The sequence below is a fragment of the Pseudoalteromonas amylolytica genome (assembly GCF_001854605.1).
Lineage (GTDB): Bacteria > Pseudomonadota > Gammaproteobacteria > Enterobacterales > Alteromonadaceae > Pseudoalteromonas > Pseudoalteromonas amylolytica.
In genome coordinates this window covers 59,943-77,504 of record NZ_MKJU01000030.1, presented here as the reverse complement: position 1 = coordinate 77,504, position 17,562 = coordinate 59,943, and the positions used below count along the sequence as shown (strand labels likewise).

The 17,562-nt window shown below is 44.7% G+C and carries 15 protein-coding genes; 4 read left to right on the top strand and 11 right to left on the bottom strand.

Going from position 1 to position 17,562, the window contains the following annotated elements:
* Positions 1 to 91 precede the first annotated feature (91 nt).
* Together gshA and BET10_RS16230 are read right to left on the bottom strand one after the other, a co-directional pair.
* Complete coding sequence (gshA, locus tag BET10_RS16235) at positions 92 to 1,669, bottom strand: glutamate--cysteine ligase (protein WP_070986937.1); 1,578 nt, start codon at positions 1,667 to 1,669, stop codon at positions 92 to 94.
* A gap of 59 nt (positions 1,670 to 1,728) precedes the next feature.
* On the bottom strand, positions 1,729 to 2,667 hold the full coding sequence (locus tag BET10_RS16230; RefSeq protein ID WP_070986642.1) for an NADP-dependent oxidoreductase: 939 nt from the start codon (positions 2,665 to 2,667) through the stop codon (positions 1,729 to 1,731).
* A 201-nt stretch (positions 2,668 to 2,868) separates the two neighbouring features.
* Here BET10_RS16230 and BET10_RS16225 point away from each other — a divergent pair, with 201 nt between their 5' ends.
* Positions 2,869 to 4,416 (top strand): methyl-accepting chemotaxis protein, encoded by a 1,548-nt coding sequence (locus BET10_RS16225; protein WP_070986641.1) that lies wholly within the window; start codon positions 2,869 to 2,871, stop codon positions 4,414 to 4,416.
* A 76-nt stretch (positions 4,417 to 4,492) separates the two neighbouring features.
* Here BET10_RS16225 and BET10_RS16220 read toward each other — a convergent pair whose 3' ends face one another.
* From BET10_RS16220 to rluD, 4 genes are all read right to left on the bottom strand, one after another.
* Positions 4,493 to 5,263: a response regulator gene (locus BET10_RS16220; protein ID WP_070986640.1), complete on the bottom strand. Its 771-nt coding sequence runs from the start codon at positions 5,261 to 5,263 to the stop codon at positions 4,493 to 4,495.
* A gap of 435 nt (positions 5,264 to 5,698) precedes the next feature.
* On the bottom strand, positions 5,699 to 8,272 hold the full coding sequence (gene clpB / locus BET10_RS16215) for an ATP-dependent chaperone ClpB (protein WP_070986639.1): 2,574 nt from the start codon (positions 8,270 to 8,272) through the stop codon (positions 5,699 to 5,701).
* An 89-nt stretch (positions 8,273 to 8,361) separates the two neighbouring features.
* Positions 8,362 to 9,087 (bottom strand): peptidoglycan editing factor PgeF, encoded by a 726-nt coding sequence (gene pgeF, locus BET10_RS16210; protein ID WP_070986638.1) that lies wholly within the window; start codon positions 9,085 to 9,087, stop codon positions 8,362 to 8,364.
* Between the two features lie 9 nt (positions 9,088 to 9,096).
* Positions 9,097 to 10,074 (bottom strand): 23S rRNA pseudouridine(1911/1915/1917) synthase RluD, encoded by a 978-nt coding sequence (gene rluD, locus BET10_RS16205; protein ID WP_070986637.1) that lies wholly within the window; start codon positions 10,072 to 10,074, stop codon positions 9,097 to 9,099.
* Positions 10,075 to 10,197: 123 nt separating this feature from the next.
* On the opposite strand from rluD, the gene BET10_RS16200 reads away from it, so the two are divergent.
* Positions 10,198 to 10,956 carry an outer membrane protein assembly factor BamD gene (locus tag BET10_RS16200; RefSeq protein ID WP_070986636.1) on the top strand — a complete coding sequence of 253 codons (759 nt, stop codon included), beginning with the start codon at positions 10,198 to 10,200 and terminating at the stop codon, positions 10,954 to 10,956.
* Positions 10,957 to 11,041: 85 nt separating this feature from the next.
* On the opposite strand, the gene glnB is transcribed toward BET10_RS16200, so the two are convergent.
* Entirely contained in the window at positions 11,042 to 11,380 is a 339-nt protein-coding gene (gene glnB, locus BET10_RS16195; RefSeq protein WP_070986635.1) for a nitrogen regulatory protein P-II, read from the bottom strand.
* A gap of 130 nt (positions 11,381 to 11,510) precedes the next feature.
* Between glnB and BET10_RS16190 the strand changes: the two genes are divergently transcribed.
* Complete coding sequence (locus tag BET10_RS16190) at positions 11,511 to 12,059, top strand: GspH/FimT family pseudopilin (RefSeq protein WP_070986634.1); 549 nt, start codon at positions 11,511 to 11,513, stop codon at positions 12,057 to 12,059.
* An 86-nt stretch (positions 12,060 to 12,145) separates the two neighbouring features.
* Positions 12,146 to 12,664 carry a GspH/FimT family pseudopilin gene (locus BET10_RS16185; RefSeq protein ID WP_170829169.1) on the top strand — a complete coding sequence of 173 codons (519 nt, stop codon included), beginning with the start codon at positions 12,146 to 12,148 and terminating at the stop codon, positions 12,662 to 12,664.
* Position 12,665: 1 nt separating this feature from the next.
* Here the strand turns inward: BET10_RS16185 and BET10_RS16180 are convergent, their stop codons facing one another.
* Genes BET10_RS16180 through BET10_RS16165 form a run of 4 tightly spaced genes read right to left on the bottom strand, consistent with a single transcriptional unit; the run spans position 12,666 to position 17,559 of the window.
* Positions 12,666 to 13,085: a type IV pilin protein gene (locus tag BET10_RS16180; protein WP_070986632.1), complete on the bottom strand. Its 420-nt coding sequence runs from the start codon at positions 13,083 to 13,085 to the stop codon at positions 12,666 to 12,668.
* Positions 13,072 to 16,104 carry a pilus assembly protein gene (locus BET10_RS16175; protein WP_096348961.1) on the bottom strand — a complete coding sequence of 1,011 codons (3,033 nt, stop codon included), beginning with the start codon at positions 16,102 to 16,104 and terminating at the stop codon, positions 13,072 to 13,074. The genes BET10_RS16180 and BET10_RS16175 overlap by 14 nt, the downstream gene beginning before the upstream one ends.
* 1 nt (position 16,105) lies before the next feature.
* Positions 16,106 to 16,579, bottom strand: a complete 474-nt coding sequence (locus tag BET10_RS16170; protein WP_070986631.1) for a pilus assembly protein PilX — start codon at positions 16,577 to 16,579, stop codon at positions 16,106 to 16,108.
* A complete protein-coding gene (locus BET10_RS16165; RefSeq protein ID WP_070986630.1) occupies positions 16,567 to 17,559 on the bottom strand; it encodes a PilW family protein in 993 nt (330 codons plus the stop codon). The genes BET10_RS16170 and BET10_RS16165 overlap by 13 nt, the downstream gene beginning before the upstream one ends.
* Between the last annotated feature and the right edge of the window lie 3 nt (positions 17,560 to 17,562).

Genomic DNA, 17,562 nt, shown 5'->3' with positions numbered 1-17,562 from the left:
ATGCCTGTCTTAACCTATGAATGCAGCAGTTTAGCATTGTTTCATCCCTGAAATTTATTTGCGCAGCTTATTAGGCTGCGCTTTTTTTTGCCTAGGCTCTGGCAAAATAATCTCTCAAGAAAGCTACAAAATCCTTATCGTCATTGTCCTTAATTGCAATTGCTGCTTGCTGTGACTCATCTGCTGCAAGATCAAGACCCTGTTCACTATATTCTGAATAGCTTACGTCTTGATAAGATGCCTTATATTTAGCTGCTAAATCAAGCGCTAATACACCACCGTCCTGCTGCTTTTGCTTTAGCTCCGAAAGCAAGCGGCCCGAGAAAGTTTTTTCTGGCTGTGAAGCCCATGAGCTTAATTCATTGATTGTATTAACATACTTGTCACTACCATAAGCCTCATCCATCCATTTAGCCACATCTTTAAGGTCAGTAAAGATATGCTCAGCCCACTGTCTTAACGTGACTTGATGGTTGCCCTGCAGTAATTTCACTTCTGGGTCCCTGCCCTGATTTACTACAGTGGTTAGATTCTCCTGACTTAACTTTTGCTCATCCCAACTCATTTCTGGTGAAGGTTTCAGCAAACAATACGTTAAAAATACATCCAAGAAGTTTATCTGCTCGATGCTAATACCCGTATCTACAAATGGGTTCACGTCCAGCGCGCGAATTTCCACATACTCAATACCGCCACGCTCTAGGGCATGCGTGGGCGGCTCACCGCTCAGTGCATTACGTTTTGGCCTAATTGGAGAGTAGAACTCATTCTCAATTTGCAAAATATTTTTATTGAGCTGCTTGGGGGTCTCACTGGTGTAGTCATCTAACTCCCCGTAGAGGTCTGAATGACAACGTATTGCCTCACGTAATCCAGCAATATACTCATCTAAGCTGTTATACATCACTTTCAAAGACGACTGTGCGCTGTTTGTATACCCAAGATCACCAAGACGTAGCGCCGTGCCATGCTCAAGATACAAAGTACCTGTGCCTAGCTTTTTAAACGGTAAATGACTTTCTTTGCCCTGCAAAAATGACGAGCACAACGCAGGAGATGCTCCGAATAGGTAACTAACCAGCCATAGCTCTCGCTTAAAGTTGCGGATCAGGCCCAAGTACTTATCTGATATAAAGTGCTGTAACGGTGAAGTATTGCTTTCAACTGTTTGCAAGCTTTGCCAAAGCGAATCGGGAAATGAGATATTAAAATGCACACCCGCTATCGCCTGCATCATACTACCGTAACGATTCTTGAGGCCTTCGCGATATAGCGTTTTCATGCGACCAATGTTTGAATCACCAAACTGTGCCAGCGCGATGTCGCTCTGATCGTTGATAAAACAAGGCATACTCATCGGCCAAAGCAACTCGTCACCCATTTTAGACAGAGTGTACTTTTGTAGTTCTTGCAATTGGCTCAAAGTTTGCTCTGGAAATTCACTCACCGGCGTGATGAATTCCAACAAAGACTCGGAAAAATCGGTTGTAATGCTACTGTGTGTTAATGGATGTCCCGCGCCTTTTGGATGAGGGGTTTGAGCAATCTTACCATCGCGTTCAATCCTTAAGGCCTCTCGCTCTATTCCACGCTTAATACCTCTGATGGTATGCTTGTGCTCAGGCATCGACAATGCTGCAAGTATTGTCTGTAAATCTGTTGTTATCAAAAAAATATCCTCGGCCAAATAAGGCAATGCCAAAGTTATGGGGGCTAAACTAGGAATACTCAAGCCAAAATAATGACTTTTCCGCTATGCACGCCTTTTTCCATGTAACGGTGTGCGTCAGCTACCTCAGGTAGTGCAAACTGTTTATCCATATGCACAGTCAGTTTGCCACTTCTAACCGCTCGATACAATTTATTGAGGTCATCGCAGTTTGCCTCAACAACCATCCCCTGTGCATTGATTTGTTTACGCTTTGCATGTTCACATACCTGCTCTTTACTAATTGTTGGAACCGTGACCACCTCACTCCCTGCGGTTAGATTATCAAGTAACTCAATCGCTCTGTCTCCACCGACTAAATCGAGCAACTGACCCGTTCTTGGCGTATCGAAAAAAGAATCATAATCCATCACTTCAACGTCCAACTTGGCCAACAACTCATGATTGGGCCGACTCGAAAGCGCTATCACTTTTCTACCTTCAAGCTTGGCTAGCTGCACCGCTAAATGTCCAACGCCACCCGTAGGCGCATTAATGTAGATAGGTATCTCTAAACTAACCGGAACACACTGCAAAGCTTGATAAGCAGTTAAACCGCTCAAACAAAGACCCGCTATTGCAGAATTTTCTTTCTGCGCCAATGGAATAATTTCACTCACGTGAGCATCAACCTGTTGTGCATAGCAGCCGGGATGATGTGCAAACCCCACCATACCAATAACATACTGACCTACAGCAAAGTTTTTCACCTGACTGCCTAGCGCCTTTATGCGCCCATAGACATCATAACCAAGACCCATGAAATCGTTCACTGGTTTTTGTGCCGCAACAAAGCCCAGCCCCATACGTGTTTTAATATCAATCGGATTAACGCTGGAGGCCAATACCTCAATTCGTACACCTTGCTCCTCCAACGCTTTTTCGACAATCTGTCGCGCCACAATTTGGTCTACATCACCAAATTGTTCAATCCCGTACACGTAGTTTAACTCTGTCATGATACTCGCCTTGTTGCCTTACTCTATAACTCGCTATAATCTAACACAATTAATGAAAATCTTAATGGTATGATTACGCCTGTCTATCACTACCACTCAGGACAACGTAACTTAACAAAGTCATCAACCTTGGTGATTTTATTAGGTGGTAAACGTGTTAGTGACTAAAATTGCCTAACTCGTTATCCATAGGGAGAAATTATGCGTCGTGGACAAAATACAATTAATGAAGAAGTGACTTTTGATGATAGCCAACAATTGGTCTCAACTACTGACCTTCGTGGCGTAACAACCTACGCCAACGATGCATTTTGCTCGGTATCTGGGTTCTCCCGCGAAGAGTTAGTTGGCAAAAATCACAATATCGTTCGTCATCCTGATATGCCCAAAGCTGCTTTTAAGGAGCTTTGGGACAAACTCAAAGCAGGTCATTCGTGGCGTGGGGTTGTGAAAAACCGCTGTAAAGATGGCCGATACTACTGGGTTGACGCATTTGTAACCCCTATTTTTGAACATGGACAGTTAACTGGTTATCAATCCGTACGCGTGCGCCCTGACACAGGGCTCAAACAACGTGCTCAAAAGTTATATGATGCAATTAATCAAGGCAAGAACATTTGGCACTGGAGCGAACAATACAGTTTACGCAGAGCACTGAGTGGAGTAATCACCATCGCAGCCGTTATTGCAACATTTTGGTCTTTTGGTACTAGTGCCGCTCTACTGCTGCTGCTTACTTTTGCCTTGCTTGTGGCGGTTAATTACGACGAACTCATTAGAACCCCAAAAGCATTACGTGATCAACAAGCACAATTCGATTCAGTATCGAGATATGTATACAACGGCCATCACCCTTTTAGCGTGGCACAGTATAGCCAAGGTATGCTACAGGCAAAACTACGCACCGTATTGGGCCGTATGAAAGATGCAACTTTTACCTTTAAAAGTATTGCTACTGGCTTGGATGAAAAATCAAGTAGCACGGAACAAGGAATTCAGGCACAAAGCCAGCGCTTAGACTCAATCGCAACGGCAATGTCGCAAATGAGTAGCACCATTGGCGACATCTCACACAATACCGGCGCAACCGCACAAAAAGTAGAGACAACACAACAGCATTGTAAGGATATTAAGTCCACCATGGCGGAAAACAGTCACATGGTTAATACTCTGGCTGGACAAGTAGACGAAGCGGCGCAAACAGCAACCTCACTGGCCAATGAAGCAGATAAAATTGGCAAGGTAATGACTGAAATCGAGGGTATTGCCGAACAAACTAATTTGCTAGCGCTTAACGCTGCAATTGAAGCTGCTCGTGCAGGAGAGCATGGTCGAGGGTTTGCTGTGGTAGCAGACGAAGTTAGGGCACTGTCTTCGAGGACACAAAATGCAACCAGTCACATTTATGCGTCTGTCAAAGAAATTCAGGATACGCTATTTAGTTGGTCAAAGGTAATGCAAAGTACCAAAGACAGAGCTGATAACTGTGCGCAGGCCAGTCAACAAAGCCAACAAGCACTGGAAACCATTTTCAACCAAATCAGTGAAATAGCTCAATCAGCGCAAGAAATCTCAGCTGCCGCTGAACAACAGCAAGTGGTAAGCTGCGAAATCAACGAGAATATCGGTAATATTAGTAAGCACGGTAATGACAACCTGCAACTTAGCTACCGTGTTGCAGAGGATGCAGCCAAACTGGTAGAAAGTGCCAATAAGATATCAGGAATGATACTAACGTTTAGGACTTAAACGGATATGGTTCAATCAACGATAAAAGCCTGCATATTGCAGGCTTTTTTACGTCACAACTAGCGATATTTAGCAACTAGTTATCTTGAATAAGGTCGCCGCTATCTTGCCCCAGATTCTTCAGTAGATAGTCCAGTTTGCCTTTCACTGTTTCGTGCAACATTTCTCGGTTAAAGCGGATCCCCATTTGACAAACATTCGCTTTACTAGTGCTAGGCTCAACCGCTATAAGACGAACGGGTACGCCGTATAGTGGCTCAATAAGCATATTACCTTCGTGGTTTAAATCGAAAATATCCAGCTCAATCGAGTAGTTATTAAACAAGTTAAGTTCACGGCTGTAGGTTAACTCTATCAACATCCCCGTATGACTGATATTTTTTACTATGCCAGCTAACTTACGGTTACTGGTCTGAATACGCACCCTATGCTCAGGTAGGGCGGACAAGCGAACAGCACCGCGTCGATTCGCCGAATTCCATGATTTATGAATTGCATCTTCGAGCTTATCTGCGCTAAATGGTTTCATCACATACTGTGATACCCCATTTTGAATGGCTGCCAGTACGTGTTCTTTATCGCCTAACGAGCTCATCATGATAAATGGGGTTAACTTGTGCTTGTCTGATTTGCGAATTGTACGAAGTAACTCATCGCCATCCATTTTTGGCATCTGCCAGTCCGCAATAATAATATCAATGCTTCTTGCATTGAGCAGTTCGAGCGCTTCCTTGCCATTAGTGGCGGTATAAACATTCTCAGCACCCAAACGATTTTCTAGGGTGTTCCGCACTAGGTTACGTACCAATTGACAATCGTCAACGACCAAGAAGCTCACATCTTGCATTTAATGCTCCGTTAATAGGATAAGAGAACACGGTAATCATAAAACGCGAACATGATACGGCAACGTTAGCGATTCCTTCATAACTTAGTTGTAGCACACCCAGCTCTGATAACAACAATTACATTGCTGTTATTTGGTAAACAATTAGTGTGTTCTCATAGAAATAAATGGGTAGGTAAAGACCTACAGGTTCATCTTCACTATCAAGTAGTGAAACAAAAAACGACTTAAACCTAGATCCTTCAAGATTGGGGGGAGGTAAAACCTGCTAGCCCCAGCGCACAGTGATTATACTCATTTTTGCGTATAAAAAAACAACTATATATAGAAAAAAGAATGAGGGCAGGGTGGTTGGAGGTGTTAATGGATGTAACAACACCAGCTTAAATTAAATGGCAGGCCATCAGTGGTCGTCACTTTGGCCTGCCTAACTGTTTATTTTACAAAGATAATATCATCGTCCTGTACATCGACGGTAATATTATCACCACTGGTAAATTCACCTGATAACAAGCGCTGTGCAAGTGGGTTTTCGATGTATTGCTGTACAGCCCGTTTCAACGGTCTCGCACCAAATACTGGGTCAAAACCACTGGCTGCAATTTTTTCAAGCGCCGCAGGCGTTAGGGTAAACTGATAACCCTTATCGTTAAGCCTAGACTCCAATTTTTCTAACTGAATACTGGCAATCTGTTTGATATGCTCATTGATTAATGGATGGAAGACCACAGTTTCATCAATACGATTGATAAACTCAGGTCTAAATTGGCTTGCTAAAACGCCCATCACTAGCTCTTTAAGCATTGCGTAGTCGTTATTGCTCGCCTGCTCCTGAATGATATCTGAGCCAAGGTTGGAGGTCATAATGATTACCGTGTTTTTGAAATCAACCGTGCGCCCCTGTCCGTCTGTTAAACGCCCGTCATCTAGCACTTGCAATAAAATATTGAATACATCAGGGTGTGCTTTTTCAACCTCATCAAGTAACACCACAGAATAAGGTCGGCGACGTACAGCTTCGGTCAAGTAGCCACCTTCCTCATACCCTACATAACCTGGAGGTGCACCGACCAAACGAGCAACGGAGTGCTTCTCCATAAACTCTGACATGTCTATACGCACCATGGCATCTTCAGTGTCAAACATAAAATGCGCCAATGCTTTGGTCAACTCGGTTTTACCCACGCCTGTTGGTCCCAAGAACAAGAACGAGCCAATAGGACGGTTCGGATCAGCCAAGCCTGCACGAGAACGACGAATCGCGTTGGCAACCGCGTTCACAGCTTCATCTTGACCAATGACCTTTTTGTGAAGTTCATCTTCCATTTGAAGCAACTTTTCACGCTCTCCTTGAAGCATTTTTGCTACAGGGATCCCTGTCCAGCGAGATAGGATTTCGGCAATTTCATCTTCCCCGACCTGATTTTTCAACAGGCTCATTTCTTGCATTTCGGCCTGAGACGCGAGGTCTAGCTTGCGCTCCAGTTCAGGGATTCGGCCGTATTGTAATTCAGACATACGCTGCAAATCACTCGCACGGCGCGCAACTTCTAAGTCCAAACGTGCTTGTTCCAACTCAGCCTTGATCACCTGTGTGCCTTGCAATGAGGCTTTTTCAGCATTCCATACCTCATCAAGCTCCTTGTACTCTGTTTCTAAGTCTGAGATCAGCGATTGCATCTCACTACGACGCTTTTGGCTGGCTTCATCTTTCTCTTTTGCCAGCGCATTGTCCTCAAGTTTTAGCTGAATGATACGGCGCTCTAATTTGTCTAACTGCTCCGGTTTAGAATCAATTTGCAAACGAATAGAGCTGCCAGCTTCATCAATTAAGTCAATCGCTTTATCTGGGAGTTGTCTATCGCTGATATAACGATGTGACAGATTTGCCGCTGCAACAATGGCAGGATCGGTAATGTCCACCGAATGATGTAGCTCATAGCGCTCTTTTAGGCCACGCAATATCGCAATGGTATCTTCAACGCTTGGTTCACTGACGAATACCTTTTGGAAACGGCGCTCAAGCGCTGCATCTTTTTCTATGTACTGGCGATACTCATCAAGGGTGGTTGCTCCGACACAATGCAGCTCACCGCGTGCCAATGCAGGCTTTAACATGTTGCCCGCATCCATAGCGCCATCAGTTTTACCGGCGCCAACCATGGTATGGACCTCATCAATAAACAAGATAACCTGGCCTTCTTCTTTAGCCAGCTCATTTAGCACTGATTTGAGCCTTTCTTCAAACTCACCACGATATTTAGCGCCAGCAACTAACGCCCCAAGATCCAACGAGAGTACTCGCTTGCTCTTTAAACCTTCAGGCACTTCACCGTTAATAATACGCTGTGCAAGCCCCTCAACAATGGCTGTTTTACCCACCCCCGGTTCACCAATTAATACCGGGTTATTTTTGGTACGACGCTGCAAAACCTGAATAGTGCGACGAATTTCATCATCACGCCCGATCACAGGGTCTAGCTTACCTTGCTCTGCTCGCTCGGTCAGATCGATGGTGTATTTTTCTAATGATTGACGGGTGTCTTCTGCATTAGGGCTATCAACTTTTTGGCCACCACGAATCGCTTTGATTGCAGCTTCTATTTTCGGCTGAGTGATATTTAACGATTTGAAGATATCGCCCAAAGGCCCTTTATCTTCACAGGCTGCAAATACGAACAATTCACTGGAGATGTATTGATCTTTACGCTTTTGCGCGTACTTGTCACACAAGTTAATCAGCGAAACTAGATTGTTGGATAACTGAACGTCACCGCCTATCCCTTCAACTTTAAAAACTTTCTCAATGGCCTGAGAAAGTTTACTGTTTAACTCATCCGCGCTTACGCCCGCCTGAGCAAGCAATGCGCGAACACTAGAGCCATTTTGCTGTAACAACGCATACATCAGGTGTACAGGCTCAATAAACTGGTGATCTCTGCCTAGCGCAAGAGATTGCGCATCTGAGAGCGCCGCCTGAAATTTACTGGTAAATCTGTCTAAACGCATCGTGCATCTACCTATCAAAAACTAATAACTAGTTAATTAATGGGTATTGTTGTGCGAATGTTCAAGTAACGAAAGCGAGGAAAATGGGATTAATTGCGCCAGATCAAACTGGCCATGCGTCCAGTTTGCCCGTCACGACGATAAGAAAAAAATAGCTCTCTTTGGCTGACAGTGCAAAATTGCCCGCCAAAGATGCGAGCAACACCAGAGCATGCCAATTGCTTGCGCGCAATACCGTAAATATCAGCAAGATATTTACCATCACCCTGCGCGCTAAAGTCACTGCTATGTGCATCGTTTTGTTCGCAAAACTGTGTCTTGACCTCGCTACCGACTTCAAATGTCAGTGGCCCTATCGCTGGCCCAAGCCACGCGTATAGTTGTTCAGCAGGACTGTCAAATAGACTTAGTGTATTGGCAACAATACCCTGCACTAAAGGCCGCCAGCCACCATGAATGGCGGCCACTTCCGTGCCTTGTTCATTAGCGAGCAGAATGGGCAAACAATCCGCCGTCATTATCGCCAATGGCTGTTGTGCTACACGAGTGTATAACGCATCAGCTTGCGGCCAAACGGTAGCAGTTGTACGGCTTGTTACCGTTATGACCTTTGCGCTATGTATTTGCTCAAGCCACTGCGCAGGCCGAGGCAAGTACTCAAGTAACCGCTGATGATTGCTATCCACCGCAGTGATTTCATCACCAACATGATAGCCTAAGTTAAAACTGTCAAAAGGCTCATTTGAATAGCCACCGAGGCGTGTTGTTGACAACGCACTGACTCGATGCTGTATGGGCCAATTGGGCAGTATCATCAACTATCCTTACAATGACAGGTCAGGGTTAATCTTAGTATCTTCACGCAACGCCTGAGTCAAAATTTGCATGTCCTCTGGAACAGGCGCTTGCCAAGTCATCATCTCCCCCGTTATGGGGTGTGCAATACTCAACTTAATTGCATGCAGCGCTTGACGCTTGAAGTCTCTCAACTGTGCAAACAACTCAGGCGTAGCATTGCGAGGAGGACGTGGACGGCCACCATAGAGCTGATCACCAATCAAGGGGTGATTCAAATATGCCATATGAACACGAATCTGGTGGGTACGACCCGTTTCAAGACGCAAACGTAAACGCGTATGAGCGCGAAACTTTTCCGCAACTCGGTAATGAGTGATAGCTGGCTTACCCATTTCGTGAATCGCCATATGGGTACGTTTTGTTGCATGGCGGCCGATTGGCTTTTCAACCATACCACCTGCTGTCATGGTGCCGTTACATATTGCTTCATACTCACGGGTAAAGTTTTCTCGTGCTTGAAGATTTTTCACCAAATGGGTTTGCGCCTGAATAGTTTTTGCAACCACCATTAACCCTGTTGTGTCTTTATCTAAACGGTGCACGATACCGGCCCTAGGCACATTTATAATATCTGGATGATGATGTAACAACGCATTCAGTACTGTGCCATCTGGATTACCTGCACCTGGGTGCACCACCAAGCCCATTGGCTTGTTAATCACTAGGATATCATCGTCTTCGTACACAATGTCTAGTGCGATATCTTGCGCCTCATATTCGCGTGGGGCTTCAATCTGAGTTTCGATTGCAACCACTTCTCCACCGAGTAGCTTCTCTCTAGGTGTATTGAGCACTGCGCCATCGACGGTGACTTTATCATCTAAAATCCAAGTTTTTATTCTTGAACGTGAAAAATCAGGGAACAATTGCGCCAATATTTGGTCTAGACGTTTACCACCTAATTCGGTTGGGACTTCAGCTTGAAGGGAAATTTGCTCTGACATCTGTAACTTTACCTAATTTACCAGTGCAAGCTGTGCTCGACTGGGTTAGAATCGCATAAATGCATAGTTTACTCGGTTTTACCGACTTGGCCTAGCCGAAGACAACAAAGGTAGTAAAATAAAATGACTAATAACTTAAGGACGCGCGCCTTTGCCATTGTACTTAGCGCCTCATTTTTAGGCTTAGCGGCCTGTTCTTCAGCGCCAGAGCAAGATGAAATAGAACGCGTACCCAATAAATCAGCCCAAGCGTTATATGAAGATGCCAAACAAACTTTAGACTCAGGCTTGTATGCGCGCGCAATTGAATTGTTAAGTGCAATTAATGCTCGATACCCTTTTGGTCCGTATTCTCGTCAAGTGCAGATGGATTTGGTATTTGCTTATTACCAGACAGGCAATACTGATCAAGCGCTGGCAAGCATCGACCGTTTTATACGTTTAAATCCAAACCATAAAAATCTTGATTACATGTACTACATGCGTGGCTTGGTCAATATCAAAGCAGACGAAAACGCATTCCAAGACTATTTCGGTGTTGATAGAGCGGACCGCGATGCCAACCGCACGCGCGTGGCGTTCCAAGATTTATCCACCCTAATTAACAGCTACCCTGATAGCGCTTATGTACCAGAAGCTAAAAAGCGCCTCGTTTGGTTGTTAAACAAGATGGCACGCTATGAATTAAAAGTGGCACAGTATTACTTTGAACGTGAAGCTTACTTGGCCGCAGCAAACCGCGGTAAGTATGTTGTTGAACATTACTCACAAAGTAGCTACCTCGACAGTGCATTGGAAATCATGGAAAAGAGCTACGAAAAACTAGGCTTAAGTGACTTGAGCGAACATGCCCGTCAAACTAGAGAGCTAAACAAACGCTAACCTCATCAACCAGCGTGAAACGAATATAAAAAATCCCCGCAATATAAGCGGGGATTTTTTATTGAGTCTTACAGCTATAACAGAGTTAAATCGCGTCTTCGTCTTCTTCACCAGTACGAATTCGCACCACGCGCTCAACTTCAGTCACAAAGATTTTACCATCGCCGATTTTACCGGTTTGAGCAGTTTTCAGGATAACATCAATCGCACGCTCTACATCTTCGTCAGCCAGCACGATATCAAGCTTTACCTTAGGTAAAAAATCCACCATGTATTCCGCGCCACGGTATAGCTCAGTGTGACCCTTTTGACGGCCAAAGCCCTTTACTTCACACACGGTCATACCCGTAATACCAACGTCTGACAAAGCTTCTCTTACGTCATCTAACTTAAATGGTTTAATTATCGCTTCTATTTTTTTCATGGTTTTGTACTTTACTGTGATGGTGCGTCGATTTTAATCAATCCTAAAAATGTTAGCAAACAAAGTCATTGCGTTAGGGTAAAAAACCACGCCATAATGAAGAAAATTAAAGTTGGAGCCACTGTTGAATATGCGCCCTCACTTGTTAAAGCTTCGCGGGTTCACTCTAATTGAGTTGCTCATCGCTCTTGTCATTTTAGCCACTTTGGCTTCAATTGCCTTTTATGCGAATAACAATTTACTCGATAGCAATCGAGCAGAGTCATATCTAACTGAACTGAAACGTAATATTACGTTTGCGCGAGCAAAAGCAGCCGCCGATGACCAAATTGTCATCTTATGTCCTGTAAACGCAGAGAAACTACGAGACAAAAGCGACTTTGCTTGCCAACCAAGCTGGGCAAATAATGCCATAGCAACATTTGTTGATCTTAATAACGATGGTCAATTTAATAGTGACGAAGAAACCATTATACGTGCGTTAGGTCCCGTACATAGCGCGGATACCCTGAAATTTACCGCTTCTTTGATCCGTTTTGATGGCAGCGGGCAAATTACCAGCGCTGCCGGTAAGTTTGTGTATTGTCCAAGCGCTGAGGATAAAAACAATCAAATGCTCACCGTGACGCTATCTGGTAATGCATTGTTCAATGGCACAAGCCAAGACAAATGTAACTAACATCCAAAGTTTGCCTTGTGTTTACTTGTATATGCACTAGCCTTAACTAAATTAGCAGCAATAAAGGTCCAAGGATGGACATCGCTATGCTCAGCAAGGAAGCAGGGTTAACCCTATTTGAATCACTTTTAACTATGGCTATCATGGCTACTTTACTTACACTCGCCCTGTCTAGCTATGGTGAAATCGTTTCTGAACACCGACCAGAATATGCCCTGAAGCGCATTAAACATGCCTTAAGCCTTGCTAAAGCACATGCCAGTGCTACAGGTTTTCAAGCGACGGTATGCCATCTTGAGCACAACCGCTGTCAAGAGGATCAATGGCACAAATCCATCACAGTTTTTATTGATGGCGGTGAGCCAACAGTATTTGATGCCAAAGACAAGCGCCTATATGAACTTGAGCCAATTCACACAACGGACAATTTAGTTTACCCACGTCGCGCGATTGTGTTTAACCGCGATGGCTCAATTAAGGGCTTCACTAATGGCACCTTTGTTTACTGTTTGCCTGAGTATCAAGGACTATCCGCGGGTTTAGAGATGAGTATCAGCAATTCAGGCAGGGCGCGCCTGAGAGACACAGACAAATGCCCTTTGTGATTTATTGTTGATTCCAACATAGTTCGTTTGTGCCACTCCCAGAGCTGAGCTTTTGGCCTAGTTCATTAATTGTTAGCTCGGTACATTGCTGATCATCTTTGACGGGTCCTGCAATGGGTTTCGCTTTCACTTCAAACTCATCATCATTCACTGTCACAGACAAAGAATAGTAACCGTTCTCTGTTTTCTCTGGCACACCTATGTCTGATAAAGTGCTGGTATACACTCTATTATCAATAAAATATTGCTCCTGTCTGTTTGCCGCATCCAGTAACAACACCATTGCTTCTGCTCTAGCAGCTTTCATTAAATGAGTTTGGTAGCTTGGATAGGCGATTGATAGGACGATACCTAAGATCACCAAAACAATCAGCGCTTCAAGCAATGTAAATCCATCCATCCTGTTGTTACTTTTCATCATTTTGCTCTTTTTTATAGATAAACATTTGTCGTGTTGTTAAACCAAAGTCCAAACTTGGTTTGACCAGAGAAACCTTGCCATCAACCAGCACTGGTACAGGGTCGTCCACCAGCGCCGATGGAGTCCATGGGGTCCCCGCAGAGGGGCCACCATCTTGACTATTCACGGTAGTGTCTAGTGCAGGACCGACCATACGTACCACCGTTTTACAGCTTTCGCTCTCACTTCCACCTTCACAGCTAAAGTAAACTTTTGGTGTATCTGGTACTGTGTGGGTGGTTTCATATTTCAATTGTTCATACACTTGTGTGCCATAATGCAGGTGAAACGCGTACATGTGGCCCTTTCCTGTCGATACCTCGCAACGACTGACATTCGCAGGTGGGGTAAACGAGGTAAAATAAGCAATACCACCAGCAACGACAGGTGCTGCCAGCGACTTTTCATTGCCAGATAGCGCGTACTTCCATCCCTTAAAAGCGCCCAGTGTTGCTTCAACATTGGTAAATCCTTCAAGACTACTGCGCTGCAACGCAAATGGGTCACCGGTGATATCCATTAAATTGCCAATTGTGATAACCTCGGGTACATTCGTTTGAAATGACTGGGTGACAGTGTGCTCATCTCTGATCATAAACAGGTAGTCATTAACACCCGTTAATGTGGGCCGTGAGCGGTTACCAGAGCCTAACATCACCGCCTCGTATGGCGTATCTTTACGCGTTTTGACGCTACCATCAGGGGTTGTTGTAACCGTTACTTTACTGAAAAATGTTCTCACTACGGCGGGCTTGTAAAAAAAGCGCCGATCGCCACTACTACCATTTTGTGCCAATTGGGCAAGCTTATGGTGCGTCCAAGGCTTTTTACTATCGTTGGGCGCAGCACTTGGCATATCAACCCGCCACACATCCCCTCCCGTATCAGCAAAATAGAGCCTATCGGTATAACCATCATAGTTTGAGTCCAACATAGCAACATCTCCAGCCACGCTATGTGCCCCCTTATAGCCTGTTTTTGGCGTCAAAGACCAGACAAGGGCACCCGTTGCTGCGTCCAACACAAAGATGCCACGTCCAATCTGATCGGTGGCTTTGGTGTAGTTATCTTTGCCAGTATCATACCCTGCTCCAAAGATAAGCACCGGTGAGTCACCCTTTGCTTCAACAAACGTAACTTCAGGCTTTGACCAGCTTTGACCGAGTTCTTCAAAGCCCCCTTGACCGCCAACTAAGGGCCCTCCCCACATCAGCTTAGGGCTATCTGGAGAGGTAATATCAAAGGCATAATATCGCGCCCCACCACGGCGCATGCCGGCAAACAACCATACTTTATCGTTGCCATCTACCACGCCATTTTTTTGCGTATCATGAAAGTAAATGGTCAACGGTCCGTCCATACCATAAAGTTTTGTATCTGGTTTACTGTTACGTATATCCGAAACATTTTTAAATAAATACTCCGGCATAAAGGCCCAGCTTTCTTGTACGGTATTTCCACTGTCCTTAAACATGTGTAAAAATCCGTCGTTGGTGCCAACAACTATACGTATGTCACCATTGCCATAATCCATAGATACTGGCTTTGAGTGCAGCGGGTCACCAAATATGGTATCACGGCGTTCTTGGGTATTATTATCCTGATCTTCATCGTCAACATCTTTGCCATAAAGCCAGTCTATGGTGTTTTGCAGCTGCGAAGCATTCGTGCCAAACTTTCGAGCAAATTTATTTCTATTTTTATATCTAGTGCGCCCCTGTCGAATGGTCAACGGAAGTAACGCGTCAGTACCAAAGTCAGAATAAATAGTTCGTGTGATTTGCTGACTAAGCTGATAATTAACCCCGCCACGTTTCACGCTGTTACCATCTTGAGAGCCACTTTGCGACCAAAAAGTGGTTGCACTTGCCTTAATTAAGCCTTTTTCATCAAGGGCTGGCGCACCGTGCATATCCACCACTTTATCATCTGAAAACTTAAGTTTTTTAAGGTTACCTTGCCAACGAGTGTGGCTCTCAGGATAGAACATAGTGTAATACAAAGACTCGCCACTTCGGGTGTGATCAGAGCTACTGGTCGAAACTGACGGTGACGAAAAGCTGTCGTTGAGCTGACGAATATTGTCGATTTGATTTTTTAACGCTTCTGATAGTTCATGTGGTGTATTCGCTTGCGTATAAATCCCCCCTCCCAAATCCGCAGTTTTTTGCAAGATTTCGGTACCTTCATCGCTCATACCACGACCAAAACCTATGGTGTACACCCGCCCTCTATCTTCCACACTACCTGCTTGAGTATATAAATCTTCCTTATGACGAATAATTTCCGCAAGTGCGGGCATATAGCTATCGTGTACGGTGGTCGCGCTTTTTGAAAATGTGTTCCAGTATTCTGTTGCAATATTCCAATTGCTTTGGCTGTCGTTAGAAGGGTCACCATCCGTCATCACAATCAAATTCGCCGAGCTGCTACAAATATTTGGATCAGCTGCAATCGACTCAAACGGGGAAATATATTTGCTGTAACGTTCAACACTCGTGTCTCGCTGCGACGATGGCCAATACCAAGAATAATAGCGACTACCACCAGTTAAGTATAAATATGCCTCCCAAAGAGTTTCGCTCAAAGGGGTGGCCCCATTGGCCTCAAGTGCATTGATCTGGTTTTTAATTTTATTGGTATTTGAGCCAAGGCCAGCCAATATATAACCACCATTACTGTCGTTAAAACGCATAAGCCCAAAATCAATATCTGGATTATCGTTAACTAACGTTGTGATAGCGGTCTTGGCCACACCTAAACGGTTATCCGCACATAAAATATACGTATCATAAAAATAGTCATATCCACAATCCTCCCCTGTGGTACTCGAGAACGCCATACTCCCAGAGGTATCAAACACCACCATAACTCTCGGCTTTTTAGTCACATCCGCATTGCGTTTTATGTATAGTTCAATATCTTCAGCCAACGCATGAGAAGCCATAACTGTGAGTAAAAGTAGCCACCACTTCATCATCTTAACGACCCTCTTTTACACTGAGCATTTCTTGTCCTACGCCCGTTACCACAGTGATGGTGTATTGGTCTTTACTACCGTAGTTGATAGTGGTTTCAAGTTGCGTCATGTTACATATCAATCCGTTTGTCGCGCTGTACGAACGTGGGCAGCTAATTTCCATCGGGCCATTATTAAGGCTTGTTACCCTATTTGTGGCCCCGTTCTGTCCGTCAAAGGTGTTGTTACCTTGTTCTAACTGTTCTCGGCTAAACGTAAATAAGCTTTGCTCTGCAAGCGCGGCTTGCTGTGCCACCGCCCTTTGCACCTCACCCATTAACAAGCTCTCAGCTTCTTCACGTTCTTGCGCTGCATTAGTAATTTTCAAATCAATGCTACTGGTGCTCATCAAGGTGACTGCTATTGCAGTTACCGCCACTATCATGATCATCGCAGTGATCAAAACAATACCTCTTTGCTGCTTTACAAGCGCCATAATATTGACCCCATATTGTTAAGCCTGATGGTGGTAGAAAACACCGTGCGACGAAAGTTATCGTTGAATGTATGTACCCGCTTGTCAGGGTCTGATCCTAAGATGTAGGTTTGATTTGCGAGCTTTAAATCGGGATCGGGCTCCAGTGCTCTGACCAAAATAAATAGTTGCACGGTTAAAATACCATTGAGCCGCTCCCAATCAGCAGCGGTCATGTCCTCAGTACTACGGTAACTATCCACTCGGTTATCTGCATTGGTATCAAGCCCAAACACCAAACGTAAGTCTTCGACACCTTCCATGACCGTTTCACTGATCATACCGCCATTCACCGTTAAGCGCCGACGTGATAATACCGGAATAGTAATCGTTTGATCACGCAGCGTCACTTGCTGCTCACTGACGTAGTAAACATGATGGCTGTATGGCCAAAGCGTAGAGTTTACGGTAGGTAATGCCGTGCGTTGCTGACCAGAAGTGAATATTGCCTGCTCCTGATCGGCAATAAAGTAGTAACGATTTGTTTGCATGGCAGCCACGTTTGGCAACTGATTACCTTCTAAAAACTTAAGTTGCACGGCCTCGGTGCTTTTCTTCGCATTTGAGATACAGTTAAGGGTATTATCGGTGGCTACGGCAGCATAAATAGAACGAAAATTGGAAGGCGCTCTATCAGGAAAGCTGCCGTTGTTGATACCACCAAAGCAATCTCCTCTTGGATTACCGACAGATTCTGCCATCGTCACGTTCTCTTCACTAAATCCAGCTTCGTAAAAGGTGCCCCAAAATCCAACCTGCTCAATATCGCGTGCTAAAATAGACAACGCCAAGCGTCCTGTTTCTTGCATCTCACCAATGGCAAGCGTATCTCTGGTGGTCACTTTCATGCTCACATAGGTTGCGACCACGCCCCCGAGTATCAAGGTGCCAATAAACAGTGCTATCAATAGCTCAACAATGGAAAAGCCCTTCACTCGCATGTA

Coding starts and splice junctions, on each gene's coding strand:
- BET10_RS16185 (WP_170829169.1), top strand. CDS start 12,146: ATGCTCAGCAAGGAAGCAGGGTTAACCCTATTTGAATCACTTTTAACT.
- clpB (WP_070986639.1), bottom strand. CDS start 8,272: ATGCGTTTAGACAGATTTACCAGTAAATTTCAGGCGGCGCTCTCAGAT.
- rluD (WP_070986637.1), bottom strand. CDS start 10,074: ATGTCAGAGCAAATTTCCCTTCAAGCTGAAGTCCCAACCGAATTAGGT.
- BET10_RS16170 (WP_070986631.1), bottom strand. CDS start 16,579: ATGGCGCTTGTAAAGCAGCAAAGAGGTATTGTTTTGATCACTGCGATG.
- BET10_RS16225 (WP_070986641.1), top strand. CDS start 2,869: ATGCGTCGTGGACAAAATACAATTAATGAAGAAGTGACTTTTGATGAT.
- pgeF (WP_070986638.1), bottom strand. CDS start 9,087: ATGATACTGCCCAATTGGCCCATACAGCATCGAGTCAGTGCGTTGTCA.
- BET10_RS16230 (WP_070986642.1), bottom strand. CDS start 2,667: ATGACAGAGTTAAACTACGTGTACGGGATTGAACAATTTGGTGATGTA.
- BET10_RS16200 (WP_070986636.1), top strand. CDS start 10,198: ATGACTAATAACTTAAGGACGCGCGCCTTTGCCATTGTACTTAGCGCC.
- BET10_RS16190 (WP_070986634.1), top strand. CDS start 11,511: ATGCGCCCTCACTTGTTAAAGCTTCGCGGGTTCACTCTAATTGAGTTG.
- BET10_RS16175 (WP_096348961.1), bottom strand. CDS start 16,104: ATGATGAAGTGGTGGCTACTTTTACTCACAGTTATGGCTTCTCATGCG.
- BET10_RS16180 (WP_070986632.1), bottom strand. CDS start 13,085: ATGATGAAAAGTAACAACAGGATGGATGGATTTACATTGCTTGAAGCG.
- BET10_RS16165 (WP_070986630.1), bottom strand. CDS start 17,559: ATGCGAGTGAAGGGCTTTTCCATTGTTGAGCTATTGATAGCACTGTTT.
- glnB (WP_070986635.1), bottom strand. CDS start 11,380: ATGAAAAAAATAGAAGCGATAATTAAACCATTTAAGTTAGATGACGTA.
- BET10_RS16220 (WP_070986640.1), bottom strand. CDS start 5,263: ATGCAAGATGTGAGCTTCTTGGTCGTTGACGATTGTCAATTGGTACGT.